The 23,552-nt window shown below is 72.3% G+C and carries 20 protein-coding genes and 2 rRNA genes; 19 read left to right on the forward strand and 3 right to left on the reverse strand.

Features of this window, described 5'->3' with window-relative positions:
* From HHX33_RS10670 to HHX33_RS10680, 3 genes are all read left to right on the forward strand, one after another.
* Positions 1–747: ribosomal RNA gene (locus tag HHX33_RS10670) — 23S ribosomal RNA — on the forward strand; the annotation flags it as partial.
* Between the two features lie 87 nt (positions 748–834).
* Positions 835–951: ribosomal RNA gene (gene rrf, locus HHX33_RS10675) — 5S ribosomal RNA — on the forward strand.
* A 363-nt stretch (positions 952–1,314) separates the two neighbouring features.
* Positions 1,315–4,242, forward strand: coding sequence for a hypothetical protein (locus tag HHX33_RS10680; RefSeq protein ID WP_182874453.1), 2,928 nt, complete (start codon positions 1,315–1,317; stop codon positions 4,240–4,242).
* A gap of 70 nt (positions 4,243–4,312) precedes the next feature.
* On the opposite strand, the gene HHX33_RS10685 is transcribed toward HHX33_RS10680, so the two are convergent.
* Positions 4,313–5,239, reverse strand: coding sequence for an MBL fold metallo-hydrolase (locus HHX33_RS10685; RefSeq protein ID WP_310741299.1), 927 nt, complete (start codon positions 5,237–5,239; stop codon positions 4,313–4,315).
* Between the two features lie 102 nt (positions 5,240–5,341).
* On the opposite strand from HHX33_RS10685, the gene HHX33_RS10690 reads away from it, so the two are divergent.
* Complete coding sequence (locus HHX33_RS10690; protein ID WP_182874454.1) at positions 5,342–5,782, forward strand: single-stranded DNA-binding protein; 441 nt, start codon at positions 5,342–5,344, stop codon at positions 5,780–5,782.
* A 75-nt stretch (positions 5,783–5,857) separates the two neighbouring features.
* Here HHX33_RS10690 and HHX33_RS10695 read toward each other — a convergent pair whose 3' ends face one another.
* Positions 5,858–7,084, reverse strand: a complete 1,227-nt coding sequence (locus HHX33_RS10695; protein ID WP_259402347.1) for a DUF1015 domain-containing protein — start codon at positions 7,082–7,084, stop codon at positions 5,858–5,860.
* A 174-nt stretch (positions 7,085–7,258) separates the two neighbouring features.
* Here HHX33_RS10695 and HHX33_RS10700 point away from each other — a divergent pair, with 174 nt between their 5' ends.
* Positions 7,259–7,597: a tetratricopeptide repeat protein gene (locus HHX33_RS10700; protein ID WP_225311584.1), complete on the forward strand. Its 339-nt coding sequence runs from the start codon at positions 7,259–7,261 to the stop codon at positions 7,595–7,597.
* Positions 7,598–7,599: 2 nt separating this feature from the next.
* Positions 7,600–8,613: an HAD-IIA family hydrolase gene (locus tag HHX33_RS10705; protein ID WP_182874456.1), complete on the forward strand. Its 1,014-nt coding sequence runs from the start codon at positions 7,600–7,602 to the stop codon at positions 8,611–8,613.
* A 203-nt stretch (positions 8,614–8,816) separates the two neighbouring features.
* Here the strand turns inward: HHX33_RS10705 and HHX33_RS10710 are convergent, their stop codons facing one another.
* Positions 8,817–9,164 (reverse strand): SCP2 sterol-binding domain-containing protein, encoded by a 348-nt coding sequence (locus HHX33_RS10710; protein ID WP_182874457.1) that lies wholly within the window; start codon positions 9,162–9,164, stop codon positions 8,817–8,819.
* Between the two features lie 265 nt (positions 9,165–9,429).
* Here HHX33_RS10710 and HHX33_RS10715 point away from each other — a divergent pair, with 265 nt between their 5' ends.
* The 13 genes from HHX33_RS10715 to HHX33_RS10775 all read left to right on the forward strand — a co-directional run bounded on the left by HHX33_RS10715 (position 9,430) and on the right by HHX33_RS10775 (position 23,549).
* Positions 9,430–9,696 carry a hypothetical protein gene (locus HHX33_RS10715; protein WP_182874458.1) on the forward strand — a complete coding sequence of 89 codons (267 nt, stop codon included), beginning with the start codon at positions 9,430–9,432 and terminating at the stop codon, positions 9,694–9,696.
* Between the two features lie 106 nt (positions 9,697–9,802).
* Positions 9,803–10,612: a TlyA family RNA methyltransferase gene (locus HHX33_RS10720; protein ID WP_117410447.1), complete on the forward strand. Its 810-nt coding sequence runs from the start codon at positions 9,803–9,805 to the stop codon at positions 10,610–10,612.
* Between the two features lie 122 nt (positions 10,613–10,734).
* Positions 10,735–11,655: an NAD kinase gene (locus HHX33_RS10725; RefSeq protein WP_182874653.1), complete on the forward strand. Its 921-nt coding sequence runs from the start codon at positions 10,735–10,737 to the stop codon at positions 11,653–11,655.
* Positions 11,656–11,914: 259 nt separating this feature from the next.
* Positions 11,915–13,687: a DNA repair protein RecN gene (recN, locus tag HHX33_RS10730; RefSeq protein WP_182874459.1), complete on the forward strand. Its 1,773-nt coding sequence runs from the start codon at positions 11,915–11,917 to the stop codon at positions 13,685–13,687.
* A gap of 273 nt (positions 13,688–13,960) precedes the next feature.
* Complete coding sequence (gene steA, locus HHX33_RS10735) at positions 13,961–15,157, forward strand: putative cytokinetic ring protein SteA (protein WP_259402357.1); 1,197 nt, start codon at positions 13,961–13,963, stop codon at positions 15,155–15,157.
* Positions 15,154–16,137, forward strand: a complete 984-nt coding sequence (locus tag HHX33_RS10740) for a copper transporter (protein ID WP_165900947.1) — start codon at positions 15,154–15,156, stop codon at positions 16,135–16,137. The genes steA and HHX33_RS10740 overlap by 4 nt, the downstream gene beginning before the upstream one ends.
* A gap of 128 nt (positions 16,138–16,265) precedes the next feature.
* The gene (locus HHX33_RS10745) at positions 16,266–17,234 is read left to right on the forward strand and encodes a hypothetical protein (RefSeq protein ID WP_310741301.1); all 969 of its coding nucleotides are present in this window, start codon (positions 16,266–16,268) and stop codon (positions 17,232–17,234) included.
* A 55-nt stretch (positions 17,235–17,289) separates the two neighbouring features.
* Positions 17,290–19,104 (forward strand): murein biosynthesis integral membrane protein MurJ, encoded by a 1,815-nt coding sequence (gene murJ, locus HHX33_RS10750; RefSeq protein ID WP_182874461.1) that lies wholly within the window; start codon positions 17,290–17,292, stop codon positions 19,102–19,104.
* Complete coding sequence (locus HHX33_RS10755) at positions 19,101–20,210, forward strand: glycosyltransferase family 4 protein (protein WP_310741302.1); 1,110 nt, start codon at positions 19,101–19,103, stop codon at positions 20,208–20,210. The genes murJ and HHX33_RS10755 overlap by 4 nt, the downstream gene beginning before the upstream one ends.
* Positions 20,211–20,500: 290 nt before the next feature.
* The gene (locus HHX33_RS10760) at positions 20,501–21,514 is read left to right on the forward strand and encodes a TerC family protein (RefSeq protein ID WP_182874462.1); all 1,014 of its coding nucleotides are present in this window, start codon (positions 20,501–20,503) and stop codon (positions 21,512–21,514) included.
* A 125-nt stretch (positions 21,515–21,639) separates the two neighbouring features.
* Positions 21,640–22,314, forward strand: coding sequence for a phosphatidylserine decarboxylase (locus HHX33_RS10765; protein ID WP_396776064.1), 675 nt, complete (start codon positions 21,640–21,642; stop codon positions 22,312–22,314).
* A complete protein-coding gene (pssA, locus tag HHX33_RS10770; protein WP_182874463.1) occupies positions 22,301–23,152 on the forward strand; it encodes a CDP-diacylglycerol--serine O-phosphatidyltransferase in 852 nt (283 codons plus the stop codon). The genes HHX33_RS10765 and pssA overlap by 14 nt, the downstream gene beginning before the upstream one ends.
* Before the next feature lie 100 nt (positions 23,153–23,252).
* Complete coding sequence (locus tag HHX33_RS10775; protein WP_150934603.1) at positions 23,253–23,549, forward strand: hypothetical protein; 297 nt, start codon at positions 23,253–23,255, stop codon at positions 23,547–23,549.
* Positions 23,550–23,552 lie beyond the last annotated feature (3 nt).

Raw genomic sequence — 23,552 nt, forward strand, 5'->3', positions numbered from 1 at the left:
GTGGAGTCATTGGTGAAATACCACTCTGGTCGTTTTGGACGTCTAACCCGCGCCCGTGAATCCGGGTGGGGGACAGTGTCTGGTGGGTAGTTTAACTGGGGCGGTTGCCTCCTAAAAGGTAACGGAGGCGCCCAAAGGTTCCCTCAGCCTGGTTGGCAATCAGGTGTCGAGTGTAAGTGCACAAGGGAGCTTGACTGTGAGACTGACGGGTCGAGCAGGAGCGAAAGCTGGGACTAGTGATCCGGCATCGGCGTGTGGAAGCGGTGTCGCTCAACGGCTAAAAGGTACCCCGGGGATAACAGGCTGATCTTCCCCAAGAGTCCATATCGACGGGATGGTTTGGCACCTCGATGTCGGCTCGTCGCATCCTGGGGCTGGAGTAGGTCCCAAGGGTTGGGCTGTTCGCCCATTAAAGCGGTACGCGAGCTGGGTTTAGAACGTCGCGAGACAGTTCGGTCCCTATCCGCTGCGCGCGCAGGAGACTTGCGAGGGGCTGTCCCTAGTACGAGAGGACCGGGACGGACGAACCTCTGGTGTGCCAGTTGTTCCGCCAGGAGCACGGCTGGTTGGCTACGTTCGGTAGGGATAACCGCTGAAAGCATCTAAGCGGGAAGCTCGCCTCAAGATGAGGTCTCCCACCACGAGAGTGGGTAAGGCTCCCTATAGACGATGGGGTTGATAGGCCGGAAGTGGAAGCGTAGTAATGCGTGGAGCTGACCGGTACTAATAGGCCGAGGACTTGACCATATTATGCTCGCGTTCACTATGTGATCTCAGAGACAGCAACCGGCACACACCCGTAAAGGTGTGGTGTGGTTGTGTGTTTCATGGGGTTACGGCGGTTATAGCGGTGGGGAAACACCCGGTTACATTCCGAACCCGGAAGTTAAGCCTACCAGCGCCGATGGTACTGCACCGGGGACGGTGTGGGAGAGTAGGACGCCGCCGGACAATTTTTTGAGGGGGGTCATCCCGTATGGGATGACCCCCCTTTTTTTGGTTTCCCGAACTTGAGTCCTCGTCGGCGGAGGTCTCACCGGATGAGGAAAGCTCCCGTCGGGGCTCATGCGGTGGTACCGGCGCGCTAGGCTGGCAGGTGCCGGGCCACCCACCACGCGGTGGCCTTCGTCGCGTAGAACGAGAACCGAAGGCTGCGGCGGACAGCGGTCTCAGCGGAGTCGCGACAGACATGACGTCTTCCCTGGAACTCCTCGGGTACAGGACGAAGCCCCAGAAGTCAGTCAGGACACAAGGGAAGACAGGAGCCCTGCGGCCGGCGAACCGGACGCGGTGAGCAAGCAACAGAGGACAGAAGTGAACAGAGAAGACGGGCGCGACGGCGCGGGCCGTGGCGGAGACAACCGCGAAGAGAACAGAGACCGGGCGGAGCGCACCGGAGGTTTCCGCGGCGACAGGGGGAGCGGAGGCTTCGGTGGCCGCTCCACGGAGCGGCGAGAAGGCTTCCGCAACGACCGCAACGACCGCAACGACCGCAACGACCGTGAGGACCGCGGGGGTCGCACCGAGCGGACTGACCGCGGAGAGCGCAGTGACCGCGGTGAGCGCCCGTTCCGTTCTGACAGGCAGGGTTACCGCCCCCAGGGCAGGCCGTCCGGTGGGCGGTTCGAGTCGCGTGGCCGGGATGACCGGCCCACTGGTTCCTACGGCGACCGCGACAGGCGCGGCGGCTATCGCGATCGCGACGACAGGAACGATCGCGACCGTCGCCCCTTCGGCGCCGGCGACAGTGCGGGCGGCCGTGGCGGGGACCGCGGCGGTTACCGCGACCGCGATGGGGGCCGTGACTTCGGGCGCGGCCGGGCAGAGCAGGGCGGAGAGGGCATCCGCCGGACCGAGGGCGTCGAGGGGCGCCAGGGCGGCCGTACCTACCAGGACCGGGACTCCTTCCGCACGGACAAGCCCAGGCGCTCGTACGGCGATCGTGACGACGCCCGAGGCGGATATGGCGCCCGGGAGCGTGACGAACGGGGTGGCCGGCCGTTCCGCTCCGATGACCGTGGCAGCAGGCCGTACGGAGAACGCCGCCCTGACCGCCGTGAGGGCGGCGGATATCAGGACCGTCCGCAGCGTCAAGGCGGCGGATATCAGGACCGTCCGCAGCGCCAGGGTGGCGGTTACCAGGACCGGCCGCAGCGCCAGGGCGGCGGCTTCGGGGGACGCTACGGCTTCCGCGACCGTGACTCCTCCGAGAACCGGGACAACCGTGGAGGCCGGCCGTTCGCACCTCGCAGTGATCGCGACGAGCGCGGCGGATACGATGCCCGGCCGCCGCGCCGTTCCGACGACCACGGCCGGCAGGAAGGTCGCCAGGAGAGCCGTCCGGGAGGCCGCGAGGACAGGGGCGCGGGCGGCTATCAGCGGCCGGACCGCCCCCGGCGTCCCTACGGAGAGGATCGTCCGCGACGTCCGTACGGTGAGGACCGGCCTCGGCGCTCTTTCGGCGACCGGGACCGGGGCGACGCCGGCGGCCAGGACAGGCCCAGGCGTCCGTACGAGAGCCGGCAGGAGGGTGGCGACGGTCCCCGGTACCGCGACCGCGACTCCTTCGGTGGCCGGCCACCGCGCCGCCCGGCGGAGGACCGGAACGCGGGGTCCTTCAGGGACCGCGACGACAGGCGCTCCGGCCGTGACCGTGAGGAGGGCGGACGGACGTTCCGCGGACGCGGGCCGGGCTCCGGCTCCGGCTCTGGCTCCTTCTCCGGCTCCGGCGATCGGGCGCGGCCTCCGTTCCGAGGCGAGCGGAGTGGTCCCCGCCCCTTCAGCAGGGACCGCGACGAGTCGCGGCCGTCCGGCGGCGACCGGGGCGAGGCGCGGCCGTTCAGCAGGGACGGCCGGGACGACCGGGGCGGCAGCCGCACCCGGTACGGCCGGCCGGACGACGAGAGGGAGAACACGCCGCGTGAGCAGCTGCCCGCGCTGGACCCGGACATCACGCCTGACGAACTCGACCGGGAGGCGCGTGCGGAGCTCGGCTCACTGCCGAACGACCTCGCCGACCTCGTGGCCAGTCACCTCGTCGCGGCCGCCCGCGCGCTGAGCGCGGAGGACCCCGAGAAGGCGTACGAGCACGCCAAGGTGGCCCGGCGGTTCGCGGGCAGGATCGGGGTGGTCCGCGAGGCGACGGGGATCGCCGCCTACCACGCGGGGCAGTACGCCGAGGCGCTCGGCGACCTGCGCGCCGCCCGCCGGATGACCGGCTCCGACGAATATCTGCCGATCATGGCTGACTGCGAACGGGGTCTCGGGCGGCCGGAACGGGCGCTCGACCTCGTCCGCTCCAGTGAGGCCGAACGGCTGGACCGCGCGGGCAGGATCGAGCTCGCGATCGTGGAGTCGGGAGCGCGCCGCGACCTCGGCCAGCACGACGCGGCCGTGATCACGTTGCAGCGTGTTCCCGAGTTGCGCGACCCCCAGCCGAAGCCGTGGTCGGCGCGGCTGGCCTTCGCCTATGCCGACGCCCTCGCGGAGGCCGGGCACGAGCAGGCGGCCACCGACTGGTTCGCCCGCGCGATGGGCTTCGACGAGGACGGCGAGACCGACGCGGCCGAGCGGTACGCGGAGCTGACCGGAGGACTCATCGAGGACCTGGAGGAGGACTACGACGAGTCCGACGAGTCCGAGTCCGACTCGGAGTCCGGCTCCGGCGAGCACGGCGGTCTCCCCGAGGACGAGGAGATCCGGGAGGCGGTCAAGGACGAGGACGACGAGGCGAGTCTTCCGGAGAACCTTGCCGACGAGAACCTCGCCGACGAGGCCGACGAGGACGTTCCGGACGACGACCTCGTCGCGGGCGACTCGGAGAAGGGCGACTCGGAGAAGGGCGACCTCGCGGAGCAGGATCTCGCGGCGGACGACATCGTGAAGAGCGAGGGCGTGAAGAGCGAGATCGTGGAGAGCGACGTCCCGGGTGACGACCGGCCAGGCGCCGATCTCTCCGACGACGGTTCTCCCTCCGCGCCGGGAACGACCACTGTGCCGGGGACGACCACTGCGGCGGGAACCACCACTGCGGCGGATGGGACGGCCACGGGGGCGGCCACAGCCGCCGGCGAGGCGGCCGTACCACCGGCCGGGCAGGGGCAGGGCGGTGCCGAGCCGGGTGAGCGGTCCGTGAGGGAGAACAGGGGCGAGGTCTCTGCCTTCGGCCCCGCCTTCATCGAGCCCGACTTCGGGGACGTGCTCGACGGCCCGGAGGACTCCGGGGAGCACGGCAAGCGCTGATCGTCCGTACGACGGGCGTCGTCGCCGGGGTAGGGCCCCGGGCGGCGGCGCCCGTCATACGCGTGGACGCTCATCGCGCAGGGCGCTCCAGCCAGTGGATGATTCCCGCCACGTTCGAGGCCGCCTCGCTCAGCAGTTCGAACCGTTCCGCGGTGGCGTCGTCGGCGCGCAGCGCGGCGTACCGCTCGCGTGTCCGGTCACGCACCATCGCCACGGCGTGATCGAACTCCATGCCGTCGGCGTGGGCGCGCCTGGTGAGATCCACCCAGACACGCAGTTCCTCCGCGGACCTCTCCAGAATCGACGGAACGTCCTCCACGGGGCCGTAGTGACTGAACAGCAGTCGCTGCGGCGTGAGAGCAGAGAACAACGCGATCGAGTCGAGCGCGACATCCAGGTCGAAATCCGGCGGCGGCGTGGCGGGCCGCAGGTCTCCGGTCTCGGGCAGGTAGACGCCCGCCGCGTCGCCCACGTAGAGGTCGCCGGTGAGTGAGTCCAGCAGGCCCACGTGGTGTTTGGCGTGGCCGGGAGAGTAGTGGCTGGCCAGGGTGCGGCCACCGCCGAGGTCGATCGTTCCGGTGTCGCCCAGCGCCCTGATGCGTGCCGCGTCGGTGGGCGTCAGGGCGCCGAACAACACGTCGAGCTTGTCACCCCACACCATCTTCGCGCTCGCCATCAGCCGGGACGGATCGGCGAGGTGGCGGGCCCCCTTCTCGTGTACGACGATCTCGGCCGAGGGATAGTAGGCCGCGATGTCCCCCACCCCGCCGGCGTGGTCGAGGTGGATGTGCGTCACGACGACGGTCGCGAGGTCGTCCGGCCCGACGCCGAGGGAGGACAGCGCATCCCGCACCACGGGAGCCGAGGTCGAGGTCCCCGTCTCGACCAGGCAGGGCCGGTCGCCGAGGATCAGGTAACCCGCCGTGATGCCCGAATAACCGGCCATCCGGGTGTCGATCTCGTAGACCTCGCCGCCGAGCGGAGTGACGTTGTCCACAGCTACCCCCCGGAACTGGAACCGATATTCACAGAACGACGTTCAGGTCCTCGTGGGCCCAGCCTAATCTCGCACAGTGATCCCTGACAGAGAGGAGATCACATGCACCGCAACGAGGTGGTGCTGGCCGGGCGGCTGTCCATGGAGCCGGCGCACCGCGAACTGCCGAGCGGGACCCTGCTGACCCAGTGGCGGCTCGCGGTTCGCAGGCCGGGTGGCGGGCCGGGCTACCAGCGCTCCGACGCGATCGAATGCGCGACGTTCGACGACGGGGTGCGGGACTCGGTGATCGGCTGGCGACTCGATGATCTGGTCGAGGTGGAGGGCGCCCTGCGTCGCCGCTGGTGGCGTGGCGGCAGCCGCTACGAGATCGAGGTCCGTACGGCGCGCCGCCTCCAGCCGGCGCCTCCGCGGAACAGGTCCCGCGCGGAGGCCGGGCCTCGGGATCCCGGCGCGGGTATCGAATCGGCTGCCGCCGGTGCCGGAGCCGGGCCCGATGGTCCAGGCGCGGGAGCCGAGCGTGACAGTCGCGGTGCGGGCTGACCCGGTCGCCGGGCCTCGGGGTCCGACCGCTGGGACCGGGAGCGTCCGGCCCCGAGCCGGCGGACGGCGACGGGGTCAGTCGGCGGCGAAGGTCCGCATGACCAGCCCCGTCCGGGGCTTGGGACCGAACGAGGTCGACTTGCGTGGCACGCGTTCGCCCTGCGTCGCGACAGTGAGCACGTCGTCGGTGGCCAGCGGATTGAGCAGCACCGCCGTGCCGCCGAGGCGGCGGGCCTTCTCCACGGCGGCGAGCGGGTCGTGATGCACGACCATCACCGACTGCTCGCTGTCGGTGATCCCCCACACCTTCGGCAGGAGGAACATCGTGAGCACCGAGGTGTCGAGCGCCCGCCACCGCGCGGACCGCTCGGCCGGCATGGCGTGCTCGACCTGCAGCGGGTCCGGGTCCGTCAGCAGATGGGCGGGGCCCTCGCCGGCGAGCACGAAGGCGGGCCCGGTCGCCCTGGCGAGCCCCGCGAGGGCGTCCTCGACGGAGGCGAACTCGTGAACCTGCCACGCGCCCTTGGCCCGTGCGGCCGCCTCCTGCAGAGGCAGCCCGGGAACGACCCGGTGGATGGCCCGCAGATCGGGCGGATACACCGTGGAGTCGACCAGGTAGGCCAGGCCGTAGTCCCAGGGGCCGGGCCCGAGGTGATCCTTCCGCAGGGCCTCGTACGTCGCGTAACGGTGGTGGCCGTCGGCGATCAGCGCCTGGCGCTCGCGCAGGTCCTCGGCGACGGCCTCGATCTCGTTCGGGTCGGTCACCGCCCACAGACGGTGGTGCACGCCCTCGCGGGTCCGGACGTCCATCGACGGGAAGCGCTGGGTCGCCACGTCGTCGACCAGCCGGGAGGCGGTGCCGCCACCCTCGTACAGCAGGAAGATCGGCTCCAGGTTGGCCTGGGTCGCCCGCATCAGCGCGAGGCGGTCGGCGACCGGCTCGGGCAGCACGTTCTCGTGCGGGAGGATGGCGGGCGACCCGACGCCCACCGCGCCGATCAGGCCCCGCTGCAGGAAGCCGACGCCGCTCTGCTCGTACACGTACAAGCCGGGCGGGGTGTCCACCGTCAGCACTCCGTCGGCCAGCCAGGCGGTCAGCGCCGCGCTCGCCTCGCCGTAGTGGCTGACTCCGGGAAGGATCAGCCGCACCACGTTGTTCGGATGACGACCGAGCAGTTCCCGCAGTTCCTCAGGGGAGATGAGATCGTACGGAGGCGAGGTGACGGCGGCCAGGTCGTCCACCGCGTAACGGACGCCGTGGAACGGACGCAGCACCAGTCCCGCCCGTTCAGAACTCTCCATACCGGGCATGTTGCCATAAGGCCCGGACTCCTCGACGCTGCGGTGCCCGGTTCATACGAAACGGAGTGCAGGAAGGCTTACCCGATGATCGAAGGACGAAACGAGTCCTATGCTTCTTCCAATGATCCGGGCGGTGCGCCTTCAGGCGGCGTCTACGAGTGGTTCAGGCGTGGCATGAAACTGCTCGAGGAGGGGAGCCCGGCCGCCGCGGCGGCCATCCTGGAGCACGCCGCCCAGGCCGAGCCCGGCTCGCGCAGCATCCGCGAGGCGCTCGCCAGGGCCCAGTTCAACTCCCGCCGGTACGACGAGGCCGCCGGAAGCTTCCGCTGGATCGTCGACGCCAACCCGACGGAGGACTACGCCTACTTCGGTCTCGGCATGGCGCTGTGGCGCAGCGGCGACATCGAGGCGGCACAGGAGCCGCTCGCGATGGCGGTCGCGATGCGGCCTCTGCGGCACTACGTCTCGGCGCTCAAGCAGGTCCGGGCGACGCTGCGGGCGAGGCGGGCGTGACGATGACCACCTCTTCCCCCACGTCCGGCGTGCTCGTCGACGACTACGACACGCTCCTGCTCGATCTCGACGGCGTCGTCTATCTCGGCAGGCACGCGGTCCCCGGCGCGCCGGAGGCCTTGCGCGAGGCCCGGGACCTCGGCGTACGGCTCGCGTACGTGACGAACAACGCGTCGCGCACGCCCGGCGCGATCGCCCAGCACCTGAGTCACCTGGGCGCTCCCGCCACCGCGGAGGACGTCGTGACGTCCGCGCAGGCGGCCGCCCGGCTGGTGGCGGAGCATGTGCCGGCGGGCGCGGCCGTCCTGGTGGTCGGCGGAATGGGACTGCGGATGGCGCTGCGTGAGCATGGGCTGCGCCCGGTGACGACGGCCCTCGACGAGCCCGCCGCCGTGGTGCAGGGCTTCGCCGACAACCTGTCCTACGGCTTGCTGGCGGAGGGAGCGCTCGCCGTCGGCCGTGGCGCCTGGTTCGTCGCGGCCAACAGGGACACCACCATGCCCACGGACCGGGGCAAGCTCCCGGGCAACGGCTCGCTGAGCCGCGTGATCGCCACTGCCACCGGCGTCGAACCCACCGTGGCGGGCAAGCCGGAGCCGCCGCTGCACCGCGAGTCCATGATCCGGACCCGGGCACAGCGGCCGCTCGTCGTGGGCGACAGGCTCGACACCGACATCGAGGGCGCGAACCGGGCCGGCGTCGACAGCCTGCTGGTGCTCACCGGCGTCGCCGGTCCTCTCGACGTGCTCACCGCCGCGCCCCACCACCGTCCGACGCACATCGCCGCCGACCTGTCGGGGCTGCACCGGCCCCCGGCCGGCGTGCGGCGCGGGACGACCGGGTGGACCTGCGGCGGCTGGACGGCCGCGTGGGAGGACGGGAGGCTCGCGCTCACCGGGGAGGGCGACTCCGTCGACGGCCTGCGGGCGGCGTGCGCCGCCACCTGGGAGGCGGTGGGCGACGGCCAGGCGGACGAGGACGCCGTGAAGGGGGCGCTGACGGCACTCGGCAGGTGACCCCGGAAGCGTCCGTCCGAGACCGCTGAGCGGGCAAAGACCGCCTTCCGGACGGCGCCGCCGGGTTCGGCCCAGGCGACGCCGGTTCGCGAAGACCGGAGTCCGCGAAGAGCGGGCCCGGGCGACGCCGGTCCGAGAAGAGCAAAATCCGAGAAGACCGGAGTCCGGGAAGAGCGGGGCCTGGGAAGGGAGCGCCGGAGGCGTCAGAGGAGCTTGCGGAGACGGAGGAGGTCGCCGAGGCTGGCGTCGATCTTGACACGGCCGCCGAGCAGCGCACGGCCCATGTCGAGCTCGCCGTTCACCATGGAGATCAGGTCCTCGCTCTTCAGCGTGAGCTTGACCTCGGCGGGCCTGCCGTCCTCCGGCGGCACCTCCTTGAACGGGTCGAGGCCGTTCCGGTGGAGGCGGCCGAAGAAGGTCACGCCGAGGTCGGAGATGCGGCAGGCGAGCCGGCGTTCGACGACGTGTTTGGCCCGGTCCTCCGCGCTTATGCCGTCGAACTGCTCGACGAGCTTGTCCAGCGCCGCCCGGCACTCCTCGACGGTCGCCATGCGCCTGCCTTTCTCCTCACGGACCGTGTTCTCCCGCGGGCCGCGTGCGGGCCACGGGTCGCTGATGCGATTCCTCCTACCACCGACAGTAGGCCCTCCACCGGCCACCCGCGCGGAATCGAGGCCGAGTCGCCGGTCGGCGGCACCGCGAAGTCTCCGAGGGACGGCCGGATGGGACGCGATCGTCGGCCGGGTCCGATAGCGTCGGGACGACCGGCAGCCGCAGGCGGCGGTGACGGGCAGCCGAGCGGAGCAGGAAGGGACCATGACGGACAGCGATATCGCGCCGGGGGAGCCACCCGCCTCGGGCACCGACGGCGTGCGGGCCGCGTTGTCGCCCCTCGGAGAGCTGGCGCAGACGCCGGTGTCCGTGCACGTGGGCGTCTTCGAACGGGTTCTCACCGGCCTTGAGACGGTGCTCGCGTCCGTCGAGGACTCCAACGGAGGGGAATCCGGCAGAGCGGACTCCCGCGTGGGGGGCCTGGGCGGGCAGCCGGCCGAGGCCGGGACGCCACGGGAGAGCCACCGGTGAGGGCGATCCAGGTGCCGGCGTCCGGCGGTGGCCGGAAGCCCGCCGTGTGTTCGAGCGCCATGCGTCTGCCCGCCGCACGGCGGGGCGCCGTGCCGGGGCGAGCCGGGTGAAGCGCGTCCGGCTGGACAGCGAGCTCGTGCGCCGCGGGCTCGCCCGGTCCCGCGAGCAGGCGGCGCAGCTCATCGACGCTGGCCGGGTGAGTGTGAGCGGACGTGTCGCGGGCAAGGCGGCCACCCAGGTGGACACCGCCGCGCCCATCGTCGTGGCGGAGACGCCGGAGGGCCCGGACTACGTGTCCAGAGGGGCGCACAAGCTGCTCGGCGCGCTGCGCGCCTTCGCGGGCCTGAGCGCCGAGGGGCGCCGCTGCCTCGACGCCGGCGCCTCGACCGGCGGGTTCACCGACGTGCTGCTCCGGCACGGTGCCGCGCACGTCCTCGCGGTCGACGTGGGGTACGGCCAGCTCGCCTGGTCGTTGCGTACCGACCCGAGGGTGACGGTGATGGAGCGGGTGAACGTCCGTGATCTGACCCCGGAGATGGTCGGCGAGCCCCCGACGCTGGTCGTCGGAGACCTGTCCTTCATCTCCCTGCGCCTGGTCCTGCCCGCGCTGGCGGCCTGCGCGGCCGCGGTGGCGGACTTCGCGATGCTGGTCAAACCCCAGTTCGAGGTGGGCAAGGACCGCGTGGGCGCGGGCGGCGTCGTACGCGACCCCGCTCTGCGGGCCGAGGCGGTGCGGGACGTCGCGGTCGCCGCCCGGTCGCTGGGCCTGACCGTCAAGGGAGTGACGGCGAGCCCGCTGCCCGGGCCGTCGGGCAACGTGGAATACCTGCTGTGGCTGGGGAAGGGACCGGGACACGACCCGGTCCCCGACCTCGACGCGGCCATCGGTACGGCGGTCGCGGAGGGCCCCCAGTGAGCGCGGGCGGCGAGAGCGGGCGCGGGCCGGAGAGCGGGCGCGGGCGGCGAGGCGTGGGGACGACGAGCACGGTGAGCGGCACGGTCAGCGGTACGGGGGGCACAGGAGGCACGGGAGACGTGGTGGACGACCGGGCGGACGCCAAGAGGACCGTCCTGGTCACGGCGCACACGGGCCGGGAGGCGGCGGTGCGCAGCGCCCGGCTGGTCATGGAACGGCTGATCTCGGCGGGTGTCAACGTCCGGGTGCTGGACGACGAGGCCGAGGAGCTCGGCTGCGCCCTGGCCGAGGTGGTCCCCGAGAACGGGGCCGCGTCGCAGGAGGCCGAGCTGATCATCGTCCTGGGCGGTGACGGCACCCTGCTGCGGGCCGCGGAACTGGCGCGCCCGGCCGGGGTGCCGCTGCTGGGGGTGAACCTCGGCCATGTGGGCTTCCTCGCGGAGGCCGAGATGGAGGACCTCGCGTCCGTGGTGGACCGGGTGGCGGAGGGGCGCTACGAGGTCGAGGAACGCATGACGATCGAGGTCGTCGTGCGCCTGAACGGCTCGGTGCTCGCGCGGACCTGGGCGCTCAACGAGGCGTCGGTGGAGAAGAAGGACCGCATGCTGGAGGTCGTGGCGGAGATCGACGGCCGGCCGCTGTCCCGATGGGGCTGCGACGGCGTGATCTGCGCGACGCCCACGGGGTCGACGGCGTACGCGTTCTCGGCGGGCGGGCCGGTCGTCTGGCCCGAGGTGGAGGCGCTGCTGCTGGTGCCCAACAGCGCCCACGCGCTGTTCGCCCGGCCGATGGTGGTGTCTCCCAGATCCACGCTGGCGGTGGAGATCCTGCCCGACACCAGCGCCGGGGTGCTGTGGTGCGACGGCCGCCGCCGCTTCGACGTGCCGCCCGGCGCCCGGGTGGAGGTCCGCAGGGCCGACGTGCCCGTACGGCTCGCCCGGCTGCTCGGCGTGGAGACCACCGGCGCGCCCTTCACCGACCGCCTGGTCGCGAAGTTCGACCTGCCCGTCCAGGGCTGGCGCGGCCGGGTGCGCTCCGGCTGACCACGACCGGCCGACCAAGACCGGCCGACCACGACCGGCCGGCCGCGGAACGGGTGACCACGGAACGGCCGGCCGCGGAACGGGTGACCACAGATCGGCGACGGAGTCGCGGCGGTTGATGGTGATTTGCCCGTTGACCAGCGGTTCCTTGTCCACAGATTCTCGTTCGGTTCGCGGTCCCGACTCGCCGTCCTCGAAAATCTTGACGAGTTACGCGTAGGATCTCTGGCGGGTTCGGTCGGCATTACGGGAGGGACCAGTGCGGCCACGGGTCGAGGAGGTCCGCATCCAGGGGCTCGGCGTGATCGACGAGGCCGTTCTGGAGCTGTCACCCGGATTCACCGTCGTCACGGGTGAGACGGGCGCGGGCAAGACGATGGTCGTGACCGGCCTCGGCCTGCTGTTCGGGGGGCGGGCCGACCCCGCCAGGGTGCGCCCGGGCGCCGACAAGGCGCTCATCGAGGGCACCCTCGTGATCGAGGCCGAGGGGCGGGTGGCCCAGCAGGTCGGCGACGTCGGCGGCGAGGTCGAGGACGGGCAGCTCATCATCTCCCGGTCGGTCTCGGCCGAGGGCCGCTCCCGCGCCTGGCTCGGCGGCCGTGCCGTACCGGTCGGGACCCTGACCTACATCGCCGACGACCTCGTGGCCGTGCATGGGCAGATGGACCAGCAGCGGCTGCTGCAGCCGGGCAGGCAGCGCGCGGCGCTCGACCGTTACGCCGGAGACGAGCTGGTCAAGCCGCTGCGCGCCTACGAGCAGGCGTACAAGCGGCACAAGCAGGTGGGCGACCTGCTCCGCGAGCTGACCGAGAAGGCCAGGGAGCGGGCGCAGGAGGCCGACGTGCTGCGGTTCGGCCTGGAGGAGATCGAGAAGGCCGAGCCGAGGCAGGGGGAGGACGTCGAGCTCAAGGAGGAGGCCGAGCGGCTCTCCCACGCCGACGCGCTGCGCACCGCCGCGACGACCGCCCACGCGGCGCTGCTCGGCGACCCCATGACGACCGCGCAGGACGTGCAGGACGCCGTGTCGCTGCTCGGCCACGCGAGGACGGCCGTGGAGTCCGTGCGCGACTTCGACCCCGCGCTCGCCGGGCTGGGCGAACGGCTGGCCGAGGCCGGTTATCTGGTCTCCGACGTGGCGACCGAGCTGGCGGCGTACGCCGAGTCGGTCGAGGCCGACCCGGCACGGCTCGCCGCGGTGCAGGAGCGCAGAGCCACGCTGAACGGCCTCATGCGCAAGTACGGTGAGGACGTCTCCGCCGTGCTCGCCTGGGCGCAGCGGGCCGCTGAGCGGCTGACGGAGCTCGACGGCGACGACGACCGCATCGAGGAGCTGACCCGGGAGCACGGGGAGCTCGGCGGGCGGCTCGCAGAGCTGGCCGGAGAGCTGACCGCCATCCGGACCGCCGCGGCCGAGCGTTTCGGCGAGGCGGTCACCAAGGAGCTGACGGCTCTCGCCATGCCGCACGCGCGGGTGAGCGTCGCCATCACCGCCGTCGGCGAGTTCGGGCCGCACGGCGTCGACGAGGTCGAGCTCCGCCTGGCCTCCCATCCCGGCGCGCCACCGCTGCCGCTGACGAAGGGGGCCTCGGGCGGTGAGCTGAGCCGGGTGATGCTGGCGATCGAGGTGGTCTTCGCGGGAGCCGACCCCGTCCCGACGTTCGTCTTCGACGAGGTCGACGCGGGCGTGGGCGGCAAGGCGGCCGTGGAGATCGGCAGGCGGCTGGCCAAGCTGGCCCGCACCGCCCAGGTGATCGTGGTCACCCATCTCCCGCAGGTCGCGGCGTTCGCCGACCAGCACCTCGTGGTCGAGAAGGCGAGCGACGGCCGGGTGGTCCGCAGCGGCGTGGTGGCGCTCGACCGGGAGGGCCGCGAGCGGGAGCTGTCGCGGATGCTGGCCGGCCTGGAGGACTCCGAGCTCGGGCGGGCGCACGCGGCGGAACTGCTGTCCATCGCCGCCGCCGACAAGGGCGCCTGGGAGAAGGAGGCGGCGAAGCCGGCCCGGGGCTCCGGCCGGCGGGCCGCCACCGGCTGACCTGGCATCCCGTACGCGCTGACCTGGCCGTTCCCGTACACTCGGCGGGGCGCGCCGGGGGTGGCGTTTGGATCAGGGCGCGCCGGGAAGCAGTCAAGCCCCGGGGCACGAGGGGGCGGAGGAACGGGGGACGGACGTCGTCACGAGACAGGTGCGCGGGCCAGGACGCCCCCGGTTCCGCACCTCGGCAACATCCCTGACTTGCGGTGACAATTCAGACGAGCCTTGGGGTGTGGAAGCGTGGCGGTCTCCGCCTCTGGCAGGATGGTCATGATGAAGGTCCCGAGCTTGAGCGTTCCGGGCCTCCGCCGCAGGAAGGTCGAGGGCCTTCCCGGGGTGTCGGCAGTGGCGAGAATCGACAGACGGACGAAGAGGCTGACCAAGCGCCTCCGGCCCGGTGAAATCGCGATTATCGATCACGTCGACATCGACCGGGTCAGCGGGGAGGCTCTCGTCGCGTGCGGCGTGGCCGCCGTGGTGAACGCGGCCGCCAGTATCAGCGGCCGCTATCCCAACCTCGGGCCGCAGATCCTGATCGACGCCGGCGTCCCGCTGATCGACAACGCGTCGCCGGAGCTGTTCGAGCGGATCGCCGACGGCGACGTGATCCGCGTCCACGACGGCATGGTCTACCTCGGCGACGAACTGGTCGGCAAGGGGGAGCCGCAGACCGCCGAGAGCATTGAAGCGGCGATGACCGAGGCCCGGGCGGGCCTCGCCGTCCAGATCGAGGCGTTCGCCGCGAACACGATGGAGTACGTCCGGCGCGAGCGCGACCTGCTCATCGACGGGGTCGGCGTCCCGGACATCCGCACCACCCTGGAGAACCGTCACGCCCTCATCGTGGTGCGCGGTTACCACTACAAGGAGGACATCGCGACGCTCCGGCCGTACATCCGCGAGTACCGGCCCGTGCTCATCGGTGTGGACGGCGGCGCGGACGCCCTCCTGGAGGCGGGCTACATCCCCGACATCATCGTCGGCGACTTCGACTCGGTCTCGGAGAAGGCGCTGCGCTGCGGCGCCGAGCTGGTCGTCCACGCCTACCGGGACGGCCGGGCGCCGGGGCTGGAGCGGGTGCACCGGCTGGGCCAGGAGGCGGTCGTGTTCCCCGCGACCGGGACCAGCGAGGACATCGCGATGCTCCTGGCCGACGACAAGGGCGCCACGCTGATCGTCGCGGTCGGCACGCACTGGACGCTCGACGAGTTCCTCGACAAGGGCAGGTCGGGCGCGGCGAGCACCTTCCTGACCCGGCTGCGGGTGGGCAGCAAGCTCGTGGACGCCAAGGGCGTGAGCCGGCTCTACCGCAGCCGGATCTCGACCCCCTCCCTGCTGCTGCTCGTGGCCACCACACTGGTCACGATCGGTGTGGTGATCTCGGTTTCGCCGATCGGCCAGGTGTGGCTGAACGGCCTTCGCGTGGCCTGGAACGGCTTCATCTTCTGGTTGGTCGGACTCTTCTCGTGATCGATTTCCGTTATCACCTCGTCTCCATCGTGGCGATCTTCCTCGCGCTCACGGTCGGGATCGTGCTGGGCAGCACCGTGCTGGAGCCCATGTTCTTCAAGTCGGCCGAGGAGATGACCGCGTCCCTGCGGAAGGCCAACGAGAGCAACCTGGCCCAGATCTCGCAGCTGCAGAGCCGCGAGGAGGGCTCGGACTCGCTGATCACCGCGCACCTGACCGACCTCGTACGCGGCCAGCTTCTCGGGGAGCACGTCCTGCTCGTCGAGGCGCCGGGCGCGCCGGCCGCGATGCGCGACGCCGTCGAGAAGCTCGTGACCGGCGCGGGCGGCGTCTACAGCGGCAGGATCAGCCTCACCGAGAAGTTCATCGAGGCGGACCAGGCGAGCCTCGTCGACGGGCTGGCGGCCACCCTCGCCCCGCCCGGCACGACGTTCCCCGACGGCGCCTCGCCGTACGACAAGGCCGCCGCGATACTCGCGAGCGCGGTCGTGACCAACGACCGCGGGCAGGCGGGCCGGACCAACGCGGCGGCCGCCGGAGTCCTGGAGGCGTTCCAGTCCGGCGACTTCCTCACGGTGAGCGGCAAACCCGAGGAGCGGGCGACGATGGCCATCGTGCTCGCGCCGGCCCAGCCGTACGACGGGGAGGACGCCGAGCGGGAGACGAACGCCGTCGTCTCGGTCGCGGCCGGCCTCGACAGCGGCGCTCTCGGCACCGTCCTCGCGGGCACCGCCAACGCCTCCGCCGCGGGCGGGGTCATCGAGGCCCTGCACGACACGGGAGGCGTGGCCTCCGCCGTCTCGACCGTCGACACTCTCGATTTCGCCGCGGGCCGGGTCGTGGTGGTCTACGCTCTGCGGGAGCAACTGACCGGCCGCTCGGGCGCGTACGGGATCGGCAGCGGGGCCACGGCGTTCGAACCTTCGGTGACGCCGCCCAGCCAGAGCCCGACCCCCACCCCGGCGGGCAGCCGGGGCTGAACCGCCACCCACGCGCCGTCCGTACGCCGGGCGGGCGAGGACGGAAGCCCGACCGGCCGGCACGACTTGAGTACGAAGCACAAACGGCACGACCAGCACGACCCAGTACGCAGAGAAGGGGAACAGCCGTGGCCATACGTCCCCAGGCCGGCACCCGCGCCGCCGCGGCGGCGGGCGCCGCCGTCGGTGCGGTGCTCGGCGCCGTCGCGGCCCGCGCGGCCTTCGCCGCCTTCCGGCGCAGGCCGCCCATCGGCGACGAGAAGACCGCCGACGAGTACTGGACGCGGGTCAACCACCGGGGAGAGCCGGTCACGCTGCTGGAGGGCCCGGCGTTCGCGGCCGGCGCCGTCGCCGCGGCCGCTCTCGCCCCCGGCCTGTCCATGCGGGCCCGCGCGGCGGTGGTGCTGGCCGGGGCGGGCAGCGGGGTCCTCGGTGCCTACGACGACCTGTTCGGCACGAACTCGTCCAAGGGCTTCAAGGGACACCTGACCGCCCTCGCGCGGGGCGAGGTGACCAGCGGCGCCGTCAAGATCCTCGGGATCGGCGCCACCGGCCTCGCGGCGGCGGCGCTCGCCCCGTCCCACGAAGACGTCCCGGCACGCTCCAGGCGGGGAGCGCTGGGATGGTCCGCCGACACGCTCGTCGACGGGGCGCTGATCGCGGGCAGCGCCAACCTGGCGAACCTGTTCGACCTGCGGCCCGGCCGCGCCGTCAAGGTGGGTCTGCTCGCCGGGGTCCCGCTGCTGGCCGCGTCGATCGCCGCGCCGTACGGCCCGCGCTCCCGGCAGGCCGCCGCGCTGACCGCGGTGCCGCTCGGCGCGGCGGTGGCGCTGCTGCCGGAGGACCTGGGCGAGCGGGCGATGCTCGGCGACGCCGGGGCGAACGCGCTCGGCGCGCTGCTCGGGCTCGCCGCCACGGCCCGGCTGAACCGGCCCGCGCGCCTGGCCGCCCTCGCCGCCGTCGCCGGGCTCACCGCCGCGTCCGAGAAGATCAGCTTCACCAAGGTCATCGCGGGCAACCCGGTGCTCAACCGCCTGGACATGCTCGGCCGCCGCGCTCCGCAGCCCGCTCCCGGCACGCCGAGGCCGCTCGGGTGACCTGGAGCTCCACCCATCGGCCAGGCCGTCAGGCGCGACGTACGGCGACCGAGCCGTGAGCAGACGGCTCGGAGCGGGGATCGCGGGGGCCGCGATCCTCATCGGGGTCATCACGGTCCTGGCGCGGGTGACGGGGTTCGCCAAGCAACTGGCCTTCGCGCGCACGGTCGGCACGAACTGCCTGGCCAGCGCGTACTACACGGCCAACAACGTGCCCAACATCATCTTCGAGGTCGTCGTGGGCGGCGCGCTCGCGGGCATGGTGGTGCCCGTGCTCGCCGGAGCGGCGGCCCGCGCCGCCGGCGACGGCACCGTGGCCAGCCCTGTGGTCAGCCCGGCAGGCGGCCCGGCCACCGCGGCCGGAGCCACGGCGATCGGCAACGCCACGGTGACCGGCAGGGCGGGCGGCGGAGCGACTGTCACGACGACCGGCACGGCGATCGGACCGGGCCGGGACCGGGCCCGCGACGAGGCCGGGTGGATCGCCTCGGCGCTGATGTCCTGGGTGCTGGTGCTGCTCGTGCCCCTGGGCGTGCTGACGGCGCTGGTCGCCGGGCCGGTGGCGGGGCTGCTCGCCCGGGTGCAGGGGTGCGACGCCGGTCAGGTCGCCGCCGTCGCCGCGCGCATGCTCGTCGTCTTCGCCCCGCAGATCCCGCTGTACGGCATGGCCGTCGTCCTGTACGGGGTGTTGCAGGCGCATCGCCGCTTCTCGGGCCCGGCGCTGGCGCCGCTGGTGTCGAGCGTGGTGGTGATCATCGCCTACCTGGCCTTCGGGCCGCTCAGCGGCGGCCACCGGGAGCCCGCCACCGTGCCCCGCCCGGCCGAGATCGCGCTGTCGGCGGGAACGACGCTCGGCGTGCTCGCCCTCGTCCTCACCGTGGTGTGGCCCACCTGGCGGCTCGGCCTGCGATGGCGGCCCACCCTCCGCTTCCCCGAGGGCGTCGCCGCGCAGGTGCGGCGGCTGGCCCTCGCCGGGCTGAGCGCGCTGGTCGCCCAGCAGGTCGCCGCGCTGATCGTGATCCCGCTGGCCAACCGGATCGGCGGGGGCGCCCTGCCCGCGTACAACTACGCCTGGGCCGTCTACCAGGTGCCGTACGCCGTGCTCGCGGTGCCCATCGCGACCAGCGCGTTCCCCGCGCTCGCCGCCCGGGCCCACGGCGGGGGCGAGGGCTTCGCGGCGCTGTCCGCGCGCACGACCCGGGCGGTCGTGCTGGTCTGCGGACTCGCGGCCGGCGCGCTCGCCGCGGTCGCCGAGCCGGTCGCGCACGTGTTCCTCGCCCGCGCCGACGCCGCCGTCGGCGCGGCGGAGTTCGCCCGGGGCATCGCGCTGTTCGCGCCCGGCCTGATCGGGTACGGGCTGACGGCCCATCTGAGCAGGGTCCTGTACGCCACGGGACAGGGCAGGGCGGCCGCCCGGGGGACGGTCACCGGGTGGCTGCTCGTGGCCGTGGCCCAGGTGGCGCTGGTCTTCCTGCTGCCACGGGGCTGGGGGCTGGGGGCGCTGGCGCTCGGCCAGGCGGCGGGCATCACGGTGGGCGCCGCGCTGCTGCTCGCCTCGGTCGTGCGGGCCCGCGGCCCGGAGGCCGTACGCGGAGTCGCCCGGGCCGGTCTCGCGGCCCTGCTGGGCGGGGGCGCGGGCTTCCTCGCCGGAGCGGCGGCCGCCCGGCTTCCCCTGGGCGACGGCGGGCCGTGGGGCGGCCTGCTGACGGCGGTTCCGGCGGGCCTCGCGGCGGTGGCCGCGGGGGTAGCCGTCGCCGCGCTCGTGGACCGCGCCGACGTGACCGCCGCCCTGTCGGCGGTGCGCCGGCGCGGGACGGACCGCGACCAAGACGCTCACCCGGGCGCCCATCAGGGGGAGGACACGACGTGAGCCGCATCGTTCTCGTGCTGGGATCGAGCGCCGGGGGTGTGGCCCGGCACGTGCGGATGCTCGCCGCGGGCCTGGTCACGCGGGGGCACCGGGTGCTGGTGGCGGGGCCGCTCGACACCGAGAAGGCCTTCGGCTTCACCGGAGGCGGAGCGGACTTCGCCGAGGTCCGGATCTCCGACCGGCCGCACCCCGCCCGCGACCCGCGGACCGTCCTCCGCCTGCGCGGGCTGACGCGCGGCGCGGACGTCGTGCACGCCCACGGCCTGCGGGCCGGCGCGCTGTCCGCGCTCGCCCTGACCGGCTCGCGGGGCTGGCCCCGCCTGGTGGTCACCCTGCACAACGCCGTCACGGCGGGGGGCGCGATCGGAGGGGTCTACCGGGTCCTCGAACGGATCGTCGCCCGCCGGGCCCACCGCGTCCTCGTGGTGTCACCCGACATCGGCGAGCGCATGCGGGCCGGGGGAGCCGCGCGGGTGGACCCGGCGGTGGTGCCCGCGCCGCCGCTCGCCGAGCCCGGCCGGACTCCCGGGGAGGTACGGGCCGAGATCGCCGCCCGCCTCCCGGCCGACGTGGCCGACCCGGCGCTGCGGCCGATCCTGCTCACCGTCGCCCGGCTGGCCCAGCAGAAGGGCCTGGAGACGCTGCTCGACGCGGCGGCCGGGCCGTACAAGGGCGACCCGGTCTTCGTCGTCGCGGGCGACGGGCCGCTGCGCGAGGAACTCCAGGCGCGGGTGGACGCCGAGCAACTGCCCGTCGTCCTCTACGGGTGGGCCGCGCCGGCCGACCTGCTCCAGGTCGCGACGGCGGTGATCGTGCCCAGCCGGTGGGAGGGCCAGCCGCTCAGCGTGCAGGAGGCGCTTCGGGCGGGACGGCCGGTCATCGCCACCCGCGTCGGCGGGGTGCCGGAGATGGTCGGCGACGCCGCTCTCCTGGTGCCCCCGCAGGACGCGGGCGCGCTGAGCCGGGAGATCGGCCGCCTGCTCGGCGACCCCGCGCTGGCCGCCCGCCTCGCGCAGGCGTCCGTACGGCGGGGACGGGAACTGCCCGACGAGGACGCGGCGCTCCGGTCGGTCCTCACGGCCTACGGGCTGCCGCCGGCGGAGTAGCCGGCCCGCCTTCGCGGCCTGGGGTGGCGCCGGGGTGAGACCTTCCTGGCCCGGCAGCCAGGGGAGACAGGCCCGGATGTGAGGAGGGCGTCTCCCCGGCGGCCACGGCGATGCGGACAAGGATTAGGCGCGGCCAAGGCTGATTCATATACTGGACCGGTTGGGGGGGAGTATCCCTTCGCGGCGGTTCCGTCATCACGGTGTATGCACCCGGGGCCGTCGGTCCGCTGAGCGCGTGCGGGCGGGAGAGACCTCCGGCAGTGTGTTCAGCGCGCGTGCCGGAGGTTGATGTGGTACATGCTCCTTGGTGGTTGTGGGCCCTGGTCATCGTGGGTCTGCTCGTCGTGATCGCCGTCGACCTGTGGATCGTCGACCGTGGTGAACCCCGCGAGTTCTCGATGCGCCAGGCCGGGATCTGGGTGGGCTTCTACGTATCCCTGGCGGTGCTGTTCGGCATCGGCCTGACGGTGTGGGCCGGCGCCGGCACCGGAGGTGAGTTCTTCGCGGGCTATCTGACGGAATACAGCCTCAGCGTGGACAACCTGTTCATCTTCTACGTGATCATGACCCGGTTCGGGGTGCCCCGTATCTACCAGCACAAGGTGCTGCTGGTCGGCATCGTCCTCGCGCTCGTGATGCGCGGGATCTTCATCGCCGTCGGCGCCGCCGCCCTCGACCGGTTCGGCTGGCTGCTCTACGCGTTCGGGGCCTTCCTCATCTACACCGCGTACACGCTGCTCAGGGATCACAACAAGAACGACGAGGAGTTCAACGAGAACATCCTGCTGCGCTGGGCGCGCCGGGTGTTCCCCACGACCTCCGACTACGTCGGCTCCCGGGTGACGGTGCGGGTGGACGGCAGGCGCATGGTGACGCCCATGCTGATCGTGATGATCGCCATCGGCACCACGGACCTGTTGTTCGCCCTCGACTCGATTCCGGCGATCTTCGGCCTCACGAAGGCGGCCTTCATCGTCTTCTCCGCGAACGCGTTCGCCCTGATGGGACTGCGTCAGCTCTACTTCCTGCTCGGCGGGCTGCTCCAGCGACTGGTCTACATCAGCTATGGTTTGGCGTTCATCCTCGGTTTCATCGGGGTTAAGCTGATTCTTGAAGCGCTCCATGAGAACGAGGTCTCCTGGGCTCCGCAGATCCCCATCTGGGTGTCTCTGGCGGTCATCTGCGTGACGATGGCCGTGACCACTCTCGCCAGTCTGGTCAAGGCCCGTCGCGATGAGAAAGCGGTACCTCCGGCGGCAGGCTCCCCGGCGGAGGCCTCCCAGGCGGAGGCCCCCCAGGGCTAGCGAAACGGGTACATAACCCTGTTTGCTTGTTCTCGTTGTGCCGCATATTGACCGCCGGATCGGTAATATCGATCGTTAGCTCGCACGCCGGTTCATAGTCGCCTGGAAGAGTACAAAGGTCACCTGTGTCCAACGAATCGTTGCCCCGCGGCCCTGTATCCGGGACCGCGGACAGTCCCCGCGGCCGGGTCCGGCTCGCCCGCGGGGTGTCCCCGTGGCTGGCTCCGACCGCCGCGGCGGCGGCCGTCACCGCCGTTCTCACCCGCAGGTCGCCCCGCTGGGCGCTGGCGGCGGCGCCGCTGGCCGCGCTCACCGGCGGAATGCTGTGGTTCTTCCGCGACCCCGAGCGCGCGCCGGGCGAGGGGCGGCTCATCTCGCCCGCCGACGGCGTCGTGCAGAGCATCGATCCCTGGCCCGACGGCCGTACCCGGGTCGCGATCTTCATGAGCCCGCTGAACGTCCACGTCAACCGGGCGCCCGCGGCCGGCACGATCACCTCGGTCGAGCACGTGCCCGGCGGGTTCGTGCCCGCGTTCAACAAGGACAGCGACAAGAACGAGCGCGTCGTCTGGCACTTCGACACCGCTCTGGGCGACATCGAGATGGTGCAGATCGCCGGCGCCGTCGCCCGCCGCATCGTGCCGTACCTGTTCGCGGGCGCGAAGGTCGTCCAGGGCGAGCGGGTGGGGCTGATCCGTTTCGGCTCCCGGGTGGACCTCTACCTGCCCGAGGGCATCGCGCCGGCGGTCACCGTCGGCACCCGAACCGTCGCGGGGGTGACTCGCATTGACAACGTCTGATCTCGGGTCCGGATTCGGCGCCGGAGCCGCGTGGCCGGTGGAGGAGGTGGACGACGAGCCGCGCGGGCCCGTCGGCAAGGCCTTCCGCCTGTCCGCCGCCGACTCCCTGTCGCTGGGCAACGCGCTCAGCGGCTTCCTGGCCGTCTGCGTGCTCGCCTGGTCGGCGATCAGCAGCCTGCAGGCCAACGTGAAGTTCGCCCCCGACCCCCGCTTCTTCGGCACGGCCGTCGTGCTGCTGCTCGTCGGCGCGACCTGCGACCTGTTCGACGGCCTGGTGGCCCGGAAGTTCCGCGCGTCCGCGATGGGCGCCGAACTGGACAACCTCGCCGACGTGATCAGCTTCGGCTTCGCGCCCGCCTTCATGGTGATGATCTGGGCCGGTTTCTCCGGGAAGCTCCCGCTGTGGCTGGTGCTGGTCGCAGCCGGCTCGGTCCTGCTCGCCGGCGTCGTACGGCTGGCCCGCTTCGCCTGCGTGAAGACCAAGAGCGGCGACTTCATGGGCCTGCCCATCCCCATGGGCGCCATGACCGTGGTGTCGATCGTGCTGCTCTTCCAGCCCAACTACCTCACGATCGCGGGCATCATGGCGGTGGCCTGGCTCATGGTCAGCCGCATCGAGTATCCCAAGCCGAAGGGCAACCTGGCCGCCGTCGTGCTGGCCTGGATGCTGATCAACGTGGCCTGCCTGACGATCTGGGCCGCCCAGCTCGCCGGGGGCGACCAGCTCATCAGGGTCGGCGCGACCATGCAGATCGCGATCGTGTCCGCCATCCCGCTTCGCGTCCTCATGTTCAAACACAAGCGGCGCAGGGAACGACGCTCGGTGAACGCGGGCTGACGTCGTCGCACGAACAGGGGCCCCGGTCGGCTGGGGCCCTTTCATCCGGGCCCGGCCAATCACGTGGATACAACGCCTATTCCATTGGAGCCCGGTCGCCATGCCTCGTGAGCACACCCGCACGTACTTCCTCGGCAAGCTGGCCAGGGAGCTGGAACTACGCGGGCTGGAGGCGTCCCTGCGCCCCGATCCGCCGTCGTTGAAGGTCCGGGACCCCGACGCGGCGCTGTTCTCCGAGACCGTGGACTGCGTCGCCATGCCGGACGGCTGGTTCTACCGCTGGTCGTGGGGCGACGTGGTGGAGAGCGCGGAGGAGCCCGCCCTCGCGGCCGACCGCATCGTGAAGGTGTTCACCACCGGCGAGCCGAGGCCGCACCCGGCCCTGGGCGACGCCTGAGAA

The organism is Microbispora sp. H10670 (assembly GCF_014161385.1).
GTDB classification, from domain to species: domain Bacteria; phylum Actinomycetota; class Actinomycetes; order Streptosporangiales; family Streptosporangiaceae; genus Microbispora; species Microbispora triticiradicis.